Genomic DNA, 14,797 nt, shown 5'->3' with positions numbered 1-14,797 from the left:
GTCTTTTGAACACTTTGATGGCGAACTGGTTCATGTGTACCCAGGTGTCGGGCAGGTGTGTTGGAGTGGCGATGCTTCAGGTACAATTGCGCCTCTCAAATTTCCGGAGCCTTATGCGCTCTTTCTTTCACGCTATTTTTCTTATCCAGACAAGAGGCAAACTCCCGCATGCTAGTTCTGCGTGGTGCTCCCGCACTGTCGACATTCCGCCGAAAAAAACTGCTCAATCAGCTGCGCGCACTGCAACCTACGATTGAGGATTTCTACGCCGAATTTGTGCACTTTGCCGATAGCGAGGCACTGGATAACAAGGAGAGGGCACTGCTTGAGCGGCTGCTCCAGTACGGCCCGACAGAAGAAAAGCGCGAACCGAATGGCGAATTGATCCTGGTGCTGCCGCGCCCGGGCACTATCTCCCCCTGGTCCTCCAAGGCCACCGATATTGCCCACAATAGCGGCCTGGGAAAAATCCACCGCCTGGAGCGGGGGATCGCCTACTACCTTAGTGGCGTGGCATTAACCGAAGTTGAACGCCAGGCCCTGGCATCGCAATTGTACGACCGCATGGTTGAGGTGGTGTTTACCGACTTTAAGCAGGCGCAGCAGCTGTTTGTGGAGGAGGCGCCGCGCCCGCTGCGTGGGGTGGATATTCTCGATGGGGGCCGCGAGGCGCTGGAAGATGCCAACGTCACCCTGGGCCTGGCCCTTGCCGGGGACGAAATTGATTACCTGCTTGCCAGTTTCCAGGCGCTGGAGCGCAATCCCACCGATGTGGAGCTGATGATGTTCGCCCAGGCGAACTCCGAGCACTGCCGCCATAAGATCTTCAATGCCTCCTGGAGCATCGACGGCGAGGAGATGCCGCACTCCCTGTTTGGCATGATCAAGAACACCTATCAAAAGGGCGGTGACAATGTATTGTCTGCCTACGCGGATAACGCTGCGGTTGTGACAGGGAGTGTGGCCGGACGCTTTTACCCGGACCCGAAAAGTAGGGAATACAGTTTCAACCACGAAGCCATCCATCTGCTGATGAAGGTGGAGACCCACAACCACCCCACCGCGATCGCGCCCTTTCCCGGTGCTGGCACCGGTGCCGGTGGGGAAATTCGCGATGAGGGCGCGGTGGGTCGCGGCTCCAAGCCAAAAGTGGGCCTGACCGGCTTCACGGTTTCCAATCTGCAGATCCCCGGTTGGGAGCAGCCCTGGGAATCCAATTACGGCAAACCCGAACGTATCGTGACCGCCCTGGATATTATGATCGAGGGCCCTATCGGCGGCGCTGCGTTTAACAACGAATTTGGCCGCCCAAATATCTGTGGTTACTTCCGCACCTTTGAAGAGCACTTTGACGGTGAGCGCCGCGGCTACCACAAGCCGATTATGCTCGCCGGTGGCTACGGCAATGTTCGCACGGAGCATATCGACAAGCCCGAGTTTTCTCCCGGTGCCAAGTTGGTGGTGCTGGGTGGCTCGGCCATGTTGATCGGCCTCGGTGGCGGTGCCGCCTCCAGTATGGCTAGCGGTTCCAGCTCCGAGGACCTGGATTTCGCTTCTGTGCAACGTCAAAACCCGGAAATCGAGCGCCGTTGCCAGGAAGTGATCGACCAGTGCTGGCAACTGGGTGAGAAAAACCCCATCGCCTTTATTCACGATGTGGGCGCGGGCGGCCTGTCCAATGCCCTCCCCGAACTGGTCAAAGACGGCGGCACCGGTGGTAATTTCGAGCTGTGCAAGATCCCCTGTGATGAACCGGGCATGAGCCCGCTGGAAATCTGGTGTAATGAATCCCAGGAGCGCTATGTACTGGCTGTGATGCCGGAAGATCTGCAGCGCTTTGAGCAAATCTGCGCGCGCGAGCGCGCGCCTTTTGCCGTTGTGGGTGAGGCGACCGAAGACAAGCACCTGCTGCTGAACGACACCAGGTTTGCGTCCAAACCGGTGGACCTGCCCATGTCTGTGCTGTTCGGCAAGCCGCCGCGCATGCACCGCGAGGCGGAAACACGTAAAGTTGAAGCCAAGGTGTTTTCCATGGCGGATATCGATCTCAATACAGCCGCCGAGCGCGTACTGCGCCTGCCCACGGTGGCGAGCAAGAGCTTCCTGATCACCATTGGCGACCGCACGGTGACCGGTCAGGTATCCCGCGATCAGATGGTTGGTCCCTGGCAGGTGCCGGTGGCGGACTGTGCGGTGACCACCGTTGCCTACGACAGCTATGCCGGTGAGGCCATGTCCATAGGCGAGCGCACGCCTGTGGCACTGCTGGATGCCCCGGCTTCCGGCCGCCTGGCAGTGGGGGAAGCGATCACCAATATCGCCGGTACCCCGGTAAAACAACTCTCCGATATCAAGCTCTCCGCCAACTGGATGTGTGCCGCCGGCCACCCGGGCGAAGAGGAAAAACTCTACCGCACCGTGGAGGCGGTGGGCATGGAACTGTGCCCGGCACTGGGCATTACCATTCCGGTGGGCAAGGACTCCATGTCCATGCGCACCGCCTGGGAGGATGAGGGCGAGCAGAAGGCGGTTACCGCACCACTGTCCCTGGTGATCTCGGCCTTTACCCCAGTGACCGATGTGCGCAAAACGGTGACGCCGCAGCTGCGCACCGACAAGGGCGACAGCGAGCTGCTGTTGATCGACCTGGGTGCGGGTAAAAACCGCCTGGGCGGTTCTTGCCTGGCGCAGGTTTTCAACGAACTGGGCGACAAACCTGCCGACCTGGACGACGCCAGAAAGCTGAAAGGTTTTTTTGAGGTGGTACAGCAGGCCCTGCAGGAAGACCTGATTATGGCCTACCACGACCGCGCCGATGGCGGCCTGTTCACCACCCTGGCGGAAATGGGCTTTGCCGGCCGCGTGGGTATGGATGTGGAAATTTACGAACTGGGTGAAGATCCGATTGCCGCATTGTTCAGTGAAGAGCTGGGTGCGGTATTACAGGTCCCCGCCTGTGAGGCGGATATGCTGGTACAGCGCTTTGCCGCAGTCGGTGTGCCTACCCATAAGATTGGTTACCTGAACAACAACGAACATCTGTGTATCACCAATAACGGCATTGAAATCTTCAAGCGCGCCCGTGCCGAACTGCAGCAGATCTGGTCGGAAACCAGCTTCCGTATCCAGTCCCTGCGCGATAACGCCGAGTGTGCCGAGCAGGAATTTGCCGCTATCGCCCAGGAAGATCCGGGTCTGTCGGTGAATCTTACCTTCGATATCAACGAAGATATCAGCGCGCCTTATATTGTCAGGGGCGTGCGTCCGAAAGTCGCCATACTGCGCGAGCAGGGGGTAAACAGCCAAGTGGAAATGGCGCACGCCTTCCACCGCGCCGGCTTTAATGCCGTCGATGTGCATATGAGCGACATCCTCTCTGGTCGTGTGGCCCTGGATGCGTTCAAGGGCCTGGTGGGCTGTGGCGGCTTCTCTTACGGTGATGTACTCGGTGCCGGTGAGGGTTGGGCCAAAACCATCCTGTTTAATGATCGTGCCCGGGATCAGTTTGAAGGCTTCTTTAACCGCAAGGACACTTTCGGCTTGGGGGTGTGTAACGGCTGCCAGATGTTCTCGGTGATCAAAGCATTGATTCCCGGAGCAGACCATTGGCCGCGGTTTGTGCGCAACCTGTCTGAGCAGTATGAAGCGCGCTTTTCCCTGGTGGGTATTGAGGATTCCCCCTCGGTGTTGTTTAAGAACATGGCCGGTACCTATATGCCGGTTGCTGTTGCCCACGGTGAGGGCCGTGTGGAATTTGCCGACCAGCAGGCACTGGAACAGTGTGAAGTTTCCGGCACCATCGCCATGCGTTACCTGAATAACAGCGGTGAGATTGCCCGGATTTATCCGGCCAACCCCAACGGTTCGGTCAATGGGATTACCGCCCTGTGTTCGGAGGATGGGCGTGTCACCATTATGATGCCGCATCCGGAACGCGTTGCCCGTACAGTCAGTAACAGCTGGCATCGGGATGAATGGAAGGAAGACGCGGGTTGGATGCGCCTGTTTCGCAATGCGCGGGTGTTTGTCGATTGAGGCGTATCCGCTTGTTCCCCAGGCCAGTGCCCTGGATTCAGGCAAGGATTGACTGGACCTTGCCCTAGATCGGCCATAACCCTTTCACAGGCGCCCTTGAACTAGGCCGACAACCCTGCGGAGTTGTTTGGTCTTTTTCGGGGCTCACGCCAGCCTGTTGCCGGTGCTGGCCTCTCTCTGGGCCCTATTCTCCGAGCGACTGTCGGGCTAATACTCTTAGGTATGCGAAATAGATAATTAGATCGGATAAGAATTGAATATCAAGAATACAGAAGAGCTGATGGATTATGTCAGTCACGGAAATAAGGTGAAGTACCTATTCTTCTGGGGGCATAGGAAACCGAAGAAAGGGGTATCGAAGTCTTGTTTGAGCCAGTGGTATGACTCGCCTTTTGAATCTGACAGCAACAGATTTCTCACTGCCGAACATTTTATGATGTATAAAAAAGCAAAACTGTTTGGCGATGATTCAGCTGCAGAAAAGTTGCTTACTGTGACTGATCCAGGTGCTGCTAAAGCAATTGGTCGTCAGATTGAAGGGTTTGATCAAGAGCTTTGGGATAAGAAAAGGTTCGACATCGTTGTACAGGCAAATTTGGCGAAATTTAAAGACAACCATGCGCTGAAAGAGTTTTTATTGAATACTGGTGATCGGGTACTGGTTGAAGCGAGCCCTGTGGATAGGATTTGGGGAGTGGGCCTGGCTGAAGATGATGAGAGATGTCAAAATCCCAACAAATGGAAAGGCCACAATCTATTGGGTTTTGCCTTAATGGCTGTTCGCAGCAGGCTGAGAGAGGGCGGCACATAACAAGTGTCGGCACGATCGCTAATACTGTGCCTATGCTGGACCTCCACCGCTTTGCGGCTCCGGCCCGTGCAACAGGCGATAGTGATAACGCTGAGTGCGGGCGCCTGACTTGCCTATTGGGAAAACAACGCTATGAGCAACAACCACAAGCGTCCGCTTTATATTCCCCACGCAGGGCCCTCCCTGCTGGAGATGCCACTGTTAAATAAGGGCAGTGCATTTACGCTGGAAGAGCGCCTTGAGTTCAACCTGGCGGGACTTCTGCCAAACACGGTGGAGACCATTGAAGAGCAGGCGCGCCGCGCTTATCACCAGTATCAGCACTGCAAGACCGACCTCGACAAGCATATTTACCTGAGGGCCATTCAGGATGACAACGAAACCCTGTTTTTTTACCTGATTGAGCACCATATCAAGGAAATGCTGCCGATCATTTATACCCCCACTGTTGGCGCCGCCTGTGAAGAGTTCTCCAATATCTATCGCGACCACCGCGGGCTCTTTATCTCCTACCCGGATCGCGAGTATATGGATGATATATTGCGCAGCGCCACCAAGGAGAACGTCAAGGTGATCGTTGTGACCGATGGCGAACGCATACTGGGCCTCGGTGACCAGGGCATCGGCGGGATGGGTATTCCTATTGGCAAGTTGTCCCTGTATACCGCCTGTGCCGGTATCAGCCCCGCCTATACCCTGCCTGTGGCGCTGGATGTGGGCACCAACAACCGCAATTTGTTGAGTGATCCCATGTATATGGGATGGCGCCACGAACGCGTTTGCCAGGAGGAGTACGATGCATTCCTCGAACAGTTCATCGCTGCGGTAAAACGCCGGTGGCCAAAAGTACTGGTACAGTTTGAGGACTTTGCCCAGACCAATGCCATGCCGCTGCTGCAACGGTATCGCGAGCAGCTGTGTTGTTTTAACGATGATATCCAGGGTACCGCATCGGTGGCACTGGGCACCATTTTGGCAGCCTGTAAGGTCTGGCAGGAATCCGTTGCGGTTCAGCGGGCTGTTATTGTCGGTGCCGGTTCCGCGGGCTGTGGTATTGCCGAGCAAATCGTGCGTGCCATGGTGCAGGCGGGTCTCAGCGATGCGCAAGCCCGCGCGCGTATTTTTATGTACGACCGTTACGGGCTGGTGACCTCGGACATGAAGGGTTTGCACGACTTCCAGGCGGCGTTGGCCCAGGACCCGAAAGCCTTTGCGGGGGCTCGGGAGTGGGATCTGCAGACCCTGATCGGCAAAGTGAGCCCGAGTATCCTGATTGGCGTCTCGGGACAGGGAGGACTGTTTACCCAGCAGGTGGTCGAGGCTTTGCACACAAGTTGTCCCCGCCCCCTGGTGATGCCGCTATCCAACCCCACTTCCCGCGCCGAAGCGACGCCCGCGGAGATTTATACCTGGACCAATGGCGAGGCCCTGGTGGCAACCGGCAGTCCCTTCGCGGCGGTGGAGACAGGGGGGCATCATATCGCTGTGGCCCAGTGCAATAACGTCTATATTTTCCCCGGCATCGGTCTCGGTGTGATCGCCGCCGCTGCAACGCAGGTGACTGACGGCATGTTGATGGCGGCATCCAACGCCCTGGCCGAGCAGGCACCGGTGGTAAAACACGGCGAGGGTGCACTGTTGCCGCATTTGAGCACTATTCGCGCGTTGAGCAAGCATATTGCCCGGGCTGTTGCGGCTCAGGCCCAGTTGGATGGGGTGGCGCCAAAAGTCAGTGGAGAAAGCCTGGAGCGGTCCCTGGAGCGCAATTTCTGGCGGGCCGATTACCGCAGCTATCGTCGGCGCTCTTTTTAAGGAAAGGGCTGCTTTTCCAGGATTGTCGAACAAGGTACGCTGTTATGGCCACTGATGGAGCGGCTGCCCGCAGCTAATTTGGTCCCTCCTTGCCTGAATTTTTCACCAAACCTATTATGTTCAGGGGCAATCGCACAATCTTGTTTCGGGTATTCAGGCAATAGCTATTTTTTTTCAATAAATAGCTAACCCAGCGCAATTACGATGCAACTCCCCCAACCCCCCATGCTTTTTCTACCCGCCGGGGACAGCGCTTATGCGGAGTTATCCGCTGAGCAGGCGCTCTGCCGTGTGGCGAAATAGTTTTTGCCAAGGATACTGCACCGCTAGTTGGAATACCCAGCGCGATGGTTTGTAAACCACCACAGCTGCTACTTTCAATAGTTTCAGTCGAAGGGCTTCTACATAGGCATTGGCCAGTTCCGTTCCCTGCAGCGCCAGCGCGCGGTATGACTACCCGGCGCGCAGCCTATGTTCCGAACCCTGGCTTACCGGGTTGCACGAGAAGAAGGCGCCCACAGTGGGGCTCTACCGGGACCCGGAACAAGGGTTTATATTACTGGCCCATATTGAGACACAGGGCCTGTATCGCAACCCGCACAATCACGGGGGGATTTTACACGCTGCAGCACGGGGCGATGCAAATGTCCACCTAGGGTCAGTTTGAAGAACCAGGCAATGGGCTACAACTGGTCAGCCGCAGTGCAAACACCCTGGAAATGGGTGACTGCTGCGCTTTTTTGCCCGAAGATATTCACGATACACTCTGCCTTTCTGCGTATGCTCTGATATTCCGTCTGACCAGCTGTGATTTCCCAGAAAAAAGCGGGCTGGCGGGTTACAGCAATTTGAGCCGGTTCGGAGAGAGGGCAGGGTGCTTGTTAAAAGTGCACAAAAAATCGCTTCCCTATAGTGGAAAACCCCTCCCCAATCGTCTGGACATTCAATGGAGGAGAATCGACGGCTATCAGGGTTGGGGGTAACGATATCGATACAGGGCTTAAGTGCTCAAATAACAAACAATTTAATGGGGTTTTAATTCGGAATTGCACGGATTCGGTTCTGCAAGCAGCATTTTTAGAGCAAAGATTGAGTAATTTGGCAAAGTGCTGGGCTGAGTAGTTACGGTTGGGGAGAGATGTCAGAAAAAGAAACACTAAGCGGCATATATCTCGCAATCCGGGCGACACTGGCGCGGGCGGTATCGCGCCTTGTACCACCGAAAGAGATTGAGGATATCGTTCAGGAGACCTATGTCAGGGTCTGTCAGGTTAAGCAAAAAGAAGAGATATTGTACCCGCGCTCCTTTTTACTAAAAACGGCCCGAAACCTGGCACTGGATTACCTCAAGCGGTCAGAAACACGGCTGGCGGTGAGCGCCGATGAAGACCCGGAACTGGCGCCTGGCCAGGGGGAGTATTTTTCCGACGCAACCTATGACCGGGTCGCGGTGGAGGAAGAATTCGCACATTTTTGCGAAGCCGTTCGCCAATTGCCCGTACAATGCCGCAAGGTGTTTGTCATGAAGAAAGTGTACGGCTACTCCCAGCGGGAAATAGCCAAAGAGTTGAATTTAAGCGAAAGCACTGTGGAAAAGCATGTTGCCACCGGCATCAAGCGCTGTACCTATTTTATGATGCAACGGAGCAGCCTTGAGCCAGACAGCCATGGCCTGAGCAAACAGCGGCCACTAGCCTCCACCTCGCCGTCTGTAGCGGGGCAGGGGGAGCGCAGATGAGTAATATCCACAAACTGCAAACACAGGAACAGCGCTACGACCAGGCCAGCCAGTGGATTGCCAAACTGGACAGGGGCTTGAGTGCGAAAGAAATTCAAGCCCTGCACCAATGGTTGGCGGACACTGGCGATAATCGCCAGGTACTGTTCAAGATGGCGGAAATCTGGGACAAAATGGACGCCTTGTCGCGGCTTTCCGAGCTGTTCCCCAGCAGCCCAAAGCCCGAGCATGGCACTCCCCGGCCCTACCTGGCCGTGGCGGCGTCTGTGCTGCTGGTGTTTGCCAGCCTGTGCGCCTGGGTGGGCACTACGTTTCCCGAAAAGTTTGCCGGGCGGCAATACCTGTTGGCCACTGTCGTCGACCGGATGTACGAAACGGCAATCGGCGAACACTCGTCGATTCATTTACCCGACGGCAGCCAACTGGTGCTCAATACCAACAGCCGGGTAAAAGTCAACTATACCGACCACCACCGAGTGCTGGTGCTTGAGCGCGGCGAAATCCACGTCAAAGTGGCCCACGATAACGCCCGCCCCCTCAGTGTTATTGCGGGAGATAAAGTGGTGCAGGCTGTGGGAACAGCGTTCAATGTGGAAATTAACAGCGATCAGCATATCGAGCTGGTGGTCACCGACGGCAAGGTCCTGGTCGCCGTACACCAGACACCGGGCAAAAATGCGCTCGAGTTCGGACCCGATATTTTGCCACCTTCCTCAGTGGCTGTCTCAAAAGGTGAACAACTGGTACTTGGGGGAGAGGAAGAGAAGAAAGAAGTCGAAAAAATAAAACCGGAAGAAATACAAGTCAAATTGTCCTGGCGAGAAGGCAACCTGGTTTTTCGGGGGGAATCGCTGGAGGACGCAGTGGCCGAAATAAGCCGCTACACACAGGTTGAATTCGTTATTCTCGATGAAAACCTGAAAAAAATGCGCATTGCCGGATTGTTTAAGGCCGGCGATGTTAAGGGCTTATTGTTGGCCCTGAGAAAAAACTTCAATATCTCCTATCAGCGGGTTGGGAAAAGCAAGGTCTTGCTAAGCGCCCAGTAACTCCAGCCTGATAATCCTAAGCGGTGCGAAATGCACAGCAAGTATACTAATTATAAAAAATGCATTTGGCAGTATGGTGGAAAAAAATTGCTAGGTCGTCTACCCAGTACGCGAGCCCGAAGCTCGCGACTGAGAATAATAATCTGGTGCGATTTCGGTGTGTTGTCCTCTTCCTACTGATGATACTGTCATCTGTATTACCTGTAAAAGCGGCACAGGCACTTGAAAAAATTCCTTTCGTTATTCCTCAGCAAAGAGCGGACCTGTCGCTCACCGAATTTGCGCAGCAAGCCGATCTAACGCTTATTTTTCCTTTTGATATCGCACAGGAAAAAACGGCAAACCGTTTGGTGGGTGCCTACTCGATAGAAGAAGCTGTTGAAGGTTTACTATCGGGAACGGGGTTAAGCGCAAAACTGGAGGGGGATGGGCTGCTCAGTATCAGTATTGATAGCGCCCGAGGAGGGGTGAATTCCATGAGGTTGGATTTTTGTAAACCACAAAAAAAGGCAATTGCACAGACGATTCGTGAGGTGCAGCAGAGCAAGCACAGCGCTCCCGCTTGGTGTAGCGCGGCACTGGCCTACCTGGCGATAACCGCGACGCCCGCCAGCGCCCAGAGCAATGAAGAGGCCGATAGCAAGGCGATTGAGGAAATCACTGTTACCGCACAGAAGATTGAGGAGAGCATTCAAGACGTGCCTATCGCCGTGTCTGCCATCTCCGGCGATACCATGGGCGACCTGAAGATAGAACGCGGTGATGAGTTGGTACGCGCAGTGCCTAATGTGAATTTTTCCAAGGCCAATTTCAGTACCTACAATTTTTCCATCCGTGGTGTGGGTACCAAGGCCATTTCCGCCAGTACCGACCCGGCAGTGGCGGTGAGTTTTAACAATGCACCCATGATCCGCAACCGCCTTTATGAACAGGAATTTTTTGACGTGCAGCGGGTGGAGGTGCTGCGCGGCCCACAAGGCACGCTGTATGGCCGCAATGCCACCGCCGGGGTAGTGAATATGCTGCCGCAGATGCCGACGCCGGAATTTGAATCGAATATCAAGGGAGAAGTAGGCAGCTACAATACTCGCCGTACCAGCGCGATGCTGAATGTGCCCCTGGGGGACACCCTAGCCATGCGCTTTTCCGGCGCCATGACCCAGCGGAGCGGCTATGACTACAACACCTTTACCGATAATGACGTCAATGACCGGGATCTCTATTCCACCCGCGTTATTTTGCAGTGGGAGCCCAGTGAAGTATTTAACGCCAACCTTATCTGGCAGCACTTTGAGGAAGACGACAATCGCTCCCGCACCGGCAAGCAGCTCTGCACCCGCGATCCGGGTCCGGATATGGTTGGCGAAGCCAAGGTGTCAGATCAACTAAAACCGCAGTTTAGCCAGGGTTGTTTGCTCGGTTCCCTGTACGATGGCGATGCCTTTGGCGCTCCCAATGGCCAAGCTTTAGCCTTTCTTCGCGTTCATTCCTATCCTCTAGGAGTCCCTTTGGGGCAGTTGCCCCCCACGCCCGACAGGCCTTACAACCCACTTCCGCATGTCAAAAATATTGACCCCTATAAGAACGTTAAGCAGTCCCGCGATCTGCACGAGATCGAGACCAGCTACGATCCGGTATTTCGTGCCGAAAATGATGTGGCGCAGCTGAATCTGGAGCTGGCTCTGGGGGATTCACTGCGGCTCTTTGCCCAGTCCACCTATGCCAAGGACGACTACTACAGCTCCCAGGACTATAACCGTTATCTATCCGCCCCAGTCTTTAACGACTCCGCCCGGGAGGATCTGTTTGGCCTTGGGGGTAAGGGCCCTAATCGTACGTTCACTTTGCCGGGAATAAGCCCAGGGGGTGTCTTTACCGACCCCCAGTTGGGCCCTTCCGACCGGATGCTGGCGGTGGACATCAGTCAGTCGGATAACCGCCAGTTGAGCCAAGAGCTGCGTTTGCAGTCCGCCTTCGATGGCTCGTTTAATTTCTCCCTGGGAGCCAATTATCTGGATTTTGAATCCCAGGACGACTACTACGTCTTTAACAATCTCTTTACTCATCTCGCTACTACCTTTTATCCCCCTGCGAAAGATGAAGAAGGCCGTCCCACCCACAGTGCCTGCGACGATACCAGGATGGAGGAGTGTATCTATGTGGACCCCAATCCCCTGGGGCAATTAAACGAAGAAGGACACAACTATTTCCTTAGTCGTAACCTAGTCAAAACCCGCTCCAGTGCGCTCTTTGGCGAGACCTACTGGCAAATGACGGACGATGTCAAGCTGACCGCCGGTCTGCGCTACACCGAGGACCGCAAGACCGCCACCCCCATCCCCAGCCAGCTGTTGCTGGGTACGAGACAACATGAGGGAGAATTTGTAAATGGCGGGACTTCCGGCGGCAAAGCGCGGCGCGGCTATCCCCGTGGGCAGGATATCAAACAGAAGTGGCAGGAGTTCACCGGCAGGCTGGTGCTCGATTGGCGCACCGAGACCCCCTTCACCGACGAAACCCTGTTTTACACCTCCTTCTCGCATGGCTATAAGGGCGGCGGCAGTAACCCGCCTCGGGTGGATATTGATACCAGGGTGGTGCAATACCAGCCATTGGCCGAGACTTTTGAACCGGAATTTGTCAACGCCTTTGAGTTTGGAGCCAAAAATACCTTACTAGATGGTAGCCTCCAGGTGAATGCCACCGCCTTTTACTACGATTACAAGGCCTATCAGATTTCGCAGATTGTCGATCGCATCTCCTATAACGAGAACTTCGATACTGAAACCTGGGGGCTTGAGCTGGAGAGTGCCTGGCAACTAACCCTCAGTACGCGCATGGATTTTAATCTGGGCTATTTACAAACCCGTATTGCCGACGGTGAGGGATCCATCGACGTTATGAATCGCACTCAGGGCAACGCGGACTGGATGCTGGTACGCCCCACCCTACAGGTGCCCTCCAACTGTATTGCGCCACGTCACATCGTTGAGAAGCTTGTTGCCCAGGATGCGATTGGACTCCATGTGGGCCAGCTTTGCGGTGGTGCGATCAATTATGGCACCTATGCACCAGTAATAAACCCGAATCGAGCTCGTCCTATACGGCTTGATGTGCTTTACAACCTGGGCGAAACCTATGATCCGCTGATCCAGGCACCCAACGGCGGGCGTGGTTTTTCTGCCGACCTGAGCGGAAACGAGTTGCCCAATGCGCCGCGTTTTACCGCCAACCTGGGCCTGGAGCATGTGATCCAAGTAATGGATTGGGATCTGAAGCTGCGTGCAGACTACTACCGCCAGGGAGAGAGTTATGCGCGGGTGTACAATACCGAGTATGACCGCCTGGAAGCCTGGAGTAACCTGAATGTATCGGCCACCTTTACTCAGCCGGAATGGGACCTGCAGATGCAGCTCTATGTAAAGAATGTATTTGACGATGCACCCATTACCGACTTCTTTACCAATAGCGATGATACCGGGCTTAGCACCAATGTATTTACCCTGGACCCGCGTATTGTGGGGTTGAGTGTGTACAAGGGCTTTTAAAGGTAGCCATTCCTTGGGATGGCGATGATTTTTTCAGCTATCAACCCGGCGGCGATGTAGTTCTTTATAGTGTGGTGTCCTACTACAGGCGCCGCACGATTAAATATGTAGCATCAATAACTATTTTCCTGCCTGATTAATAAGATAAGGAAATTTCCTCATTGGCCGTAACTTATTGTTGTGGCCCTTTTTATCCCCGATAAAGAGAAGGGGGGGTAGACTTTCCAGCATTGAGGCTTGCGAGGATACCGGGATGGGGCAGTTTATCTCGGTGGACCCCAACCCTCTGGGACAATTCAATGCGGGCGGGCATATCAGGCGGAAGCCCGCTGGCCTGAATAATAAGGGAAACAGAGCTGTTGCCCTTATTTTGGTGAAATATTCAGGCTAGCTCTGTTTTTCGCTGGCTTCTGCCGTGCCCCGCTGGCGTAGCAGCAGATAATCCGCCCACCGAAAACCACCGCCCAGGAACTCAGTGGCAGCTTTTGCGCCGGATAAAAACAGGTGTTCACAGTGGCTTTCCGGCATGGAGAAGTCGAGCCAGTGGGGAGACTCGCCAGTTGCCATTGGCTTGATGGCAATCTCTTTAACCAGGGTGTGGTACTCCGCATTAAAGTGCGCGCGCATATGGCTGTCGAGAATATTGCGGCAGGTATTGACCAGCCCCATGGTAAAGCGACCGGCCCGGCTGGATTTCGGCTGGTAGTGATCCACCTCCAGCTTGATACCGAAGGTGGGCAGTTTCGGTATGCCGCTGGGCTTGTGGAAGATGTCAAAGGGAAAATTGGACACCAGACCGCCGTCCACAAACTGGACATCTCTGGGAAAGCCGTTTTTAAAAAACTGCCTGGGAACCCCCTTCATTCTGTGCCAGTTGTCCGCCACGGAAGCGCACTCGTCCAATTGCGGGATATTTTTTACCGTGTGGGGCTGGAAGAAGCCGGGCACAGACATGGAGGCGCGCACATATTCGGCAGGGTTGACGGCGCTGGGATTGGCGTAATAGAGGGGGGCTTTGGCCGGAAACACAGCCCGGGTTTCTGTGGTGATATCTGCGGCCACCAGTGCCACTTCGGCTCTGGCTACCTGGCTGTCGGGATTGCCCCGGTAGCACAGGGGCGGGAACTGGTTGATGCGCTGGTTGAGTTGCGCGGTGTTGGTAATGCCCAACTGGCACAACGCTTCCTGCAGCCAGCGGGTAAAGGCGTCGCCGGGATTGAGCCCCTTGTGGCGCAGCAATTGTCTACAGGTACGCAGGGAATCCAAAGGATGCAGGACCAGGCTGCTGAACAGACCCTTGCCCCCGAGCAGGCGCTGCACGGTTTTACAGGCAAAAGGTTCGCCATCCTCGAAACTGGCAAAATCCGCATTGGCCATAATGTCCAGCAGCACCGTACTCTTGCTGACCTCAGGTGTGCCGACGGCGGCCAGAAACAACGTATTGATGGCGCCTGCAGATGTCCCGGCGATTTTGCGAAAGCGAATACCGGCTTTTTCCAGAATGTAGGTATAGCCTACCAGGGCAATCCCCAACATGCCCCCGCCCTCCATCACCAGGTCGACATACTGGAGCCCCTCTGTATCGTACACATCGCTAAACTGCTTGCCTTCAATGTCGGCCCTGGCGTTTTTCCAATAGGTGTTTGCCTGGGAGATTGCGTTGTTGACCCACTCTGTTTTTTTCATGGGAGTTTTCCGTATCAGGTAATTTTTCACTTCAAATCTGGAGATTAGGCGTATTTTTTTGGATGGCGACAGGGTACCATCCCGGATTAACTTCGCCAGTCCTTGCAACGGGTTTTCT

At 55.0% G+C, this 14,797-nt stretch carries 8 protein-coding genes and 1 pseudogene; 7 read left to right on the top strand and 2 right to left on the bottom strand.

The genetic code is table 11. The features are described from left to right. Positions 1 to 168: 168 nt before the first annotated feature. From purL to Q1A48_RS09795, 3 genes are all read left to right on the top strand, one after another. Positions 169 to 4,035, top strand: coding sequence for a phosphoribosylformylglycinamidine synthase (gene purL / locus Q1A48_RS09805; protein WP_299944171.1), 3,867 nt, complete (start codon positions 169 to 171; stop codon positions 4,033 to 4,035). Positions 4,036 to 4,288: 253 nt separating this feature from the next. Beyond that, on the top strand, positions 4,289 to 4,846 hold the full coding sequence (locus Q1A48_RS09800) for an NADAR family protein (RefSeq protein WP_299944168.1): 558 nt from the start codon (positions 4,289 to 4,291) through the stop codon (positions 4,844 to 4,846). Positions 4,847 to 4,978: 132 nt separating this feature from the next. After that, positions 4,979 to 6,658 carry an NAD-dependent malic enzyme gene (locus tag Q1A48_RS09795; protein WP_299944166.1) on the top strand — a complete coding sequence of 560 codons (1,680 nt, stop codon included), beginning with the start codon at positions 4,979 to 4,981 and terminating at the stop codon, positions 6,656 to 6,658. A 264-nt stretch (positions 6,659 to 6,922) separates the two neighbouring features. On the opposite strand, the pseudogene Q1A48_RS09790 reads toward Q1A48_RS09795, so the two are convergent. Continuing rightward, a pseudogene (locus tag Q1A48_RS09790) lies at positions 6,923 to 7,162 on the bottom strand (transposase); the annotation flags it as partial. On the opposite strand from Q1A48_RS09790, the gene Q1A48_RS09785 reads away from it, so the two are divergent. The 4 genes from Q1A48_RS09785 to Q1A48_RS09770 all read left to right on the top strand — a co-directional run bounded on the left by Q1A48_RS09785 (position 7,071) and on the right by Q1A48_RS09770 (position 12,993). Then, positions 7,071 to 7,325, top strand: coding sequence for a hypothetical protein (locus tag Q1A48_RS09785; protein WP_299944209.1), 255 nt, complete (start codon positions 7,071 to 7,073; stop codon positions 7,323 to 7,325). The pseudogene Q1A48_RS09790 and the gene Q1A48_RS09785 overlap by 92 nt on opposite strands. Positions 7,326 to 7,796: 471 nt before the next feature. Then, positions 7,797 to 8,396, top strand: a complete 600-nt coding sequence (locus tag Q1A48_RS09780) for a sigma-70 family RNA polymerase sigma factor (protein ID WP_299944163.1) — start codon at positions 7,797 to 7,799, stop codon at positions 8,394 to 8,396. Next, positions 8,393 to 9,445 (top strand): FecR domain-containing protein, encoded by a 1,053-nt coding sequence (locus tag Q1A48_RS09775; protein ID WP_299944158.1) that lies wholly within the window; start codon positions 8,393 to 8,395, stop codon positions 9,443 to 9,445. The genes Q1A48_RS09780 and Q1A48_RS09775 overlap by 4 nt, the downstream gene beginning before the upstream one ends. A 146-nt stretch (positions 9,446 to 9,591) precedes the next feature. Further along, positions 9,592 to 12,993, top strand: a complete 3,402-nt coding sequence (locus Q1A48_RS09770; RefSeq protein WP_299944155.1) for a TonB-dependent receptor — start codon at positions 9,592 to 9,594, stop codon at positions 12,991 to 12,993. Positions 12,994 to 13,380: 387 nt separating this feature from the next. On the opposite strand, the gene Q1A48_RS09765 is transcribed toward Q1A48_RS09770, so the two are convergent. Then, positions 13,381 to 14,679: a patatin-like phospholipase family protein gene (locus Q1A48_RS09765; protein WP_299944152.1), complete on the bottom strand. Its 1,299-nt coding sequence runs from the start codon at positions 14,677 to 14,679 to the stop codon at positions 13,381 to 13,383. Between the last annotated feature and the right edge of the window lie 118 nt (positions 14,680 to 14,797).

The organism is uncultured Microbulbifer sp., assembly GCF_947489355.1.
GTDB lineage: Bacteria > Pseudomonadota > Gammaproteobacteria > Pseudomonadales > Cellvibrionaceae > Microbulbifer.
This window is presented reverse-complemented; position numbering and strand designations above follow the sequence as displayed.

Excerpts from the sequence above, each read along its gene's own strand:
- purL (WP_299944171.1), top strand. The coding sequence starts at position 169 with ATGCTAGTTCTGCGTGGTGCTCCCGCACTGTCGACATTCCGCCGAAAA.
- Q1A48_RS09795 (WP_299944166.1), top strand. The coding sequence starts at position 4,979 with ATGAGCAACAACCACAAGCGTCCGCTTTATATTCCCCACGCAGGGCCC.
- Q1A48_RS09780 (WP_299944163.1), top strand. The coding sequence starts at position 7,797 with ATGTCAGAAAAAGAAACACTAAGCGGCATATATCTCGCAATCCGGGCG.
- Q1A48_RS09775 (WP_299944158.1), top strand. The coding sequence starts at position 8,393 with ATGAGTAATATCCACAAACTGCAAACACAGGAACAGCGCTACGACCAG.
- Q1A48_RS09765 (WP_299944152.1), bottom strand. The coding sequence starts at position 14,679 with ATGAAAAAAACAGAGTGGGTCAACAACGCAATCTCCCAGGCAAACACC.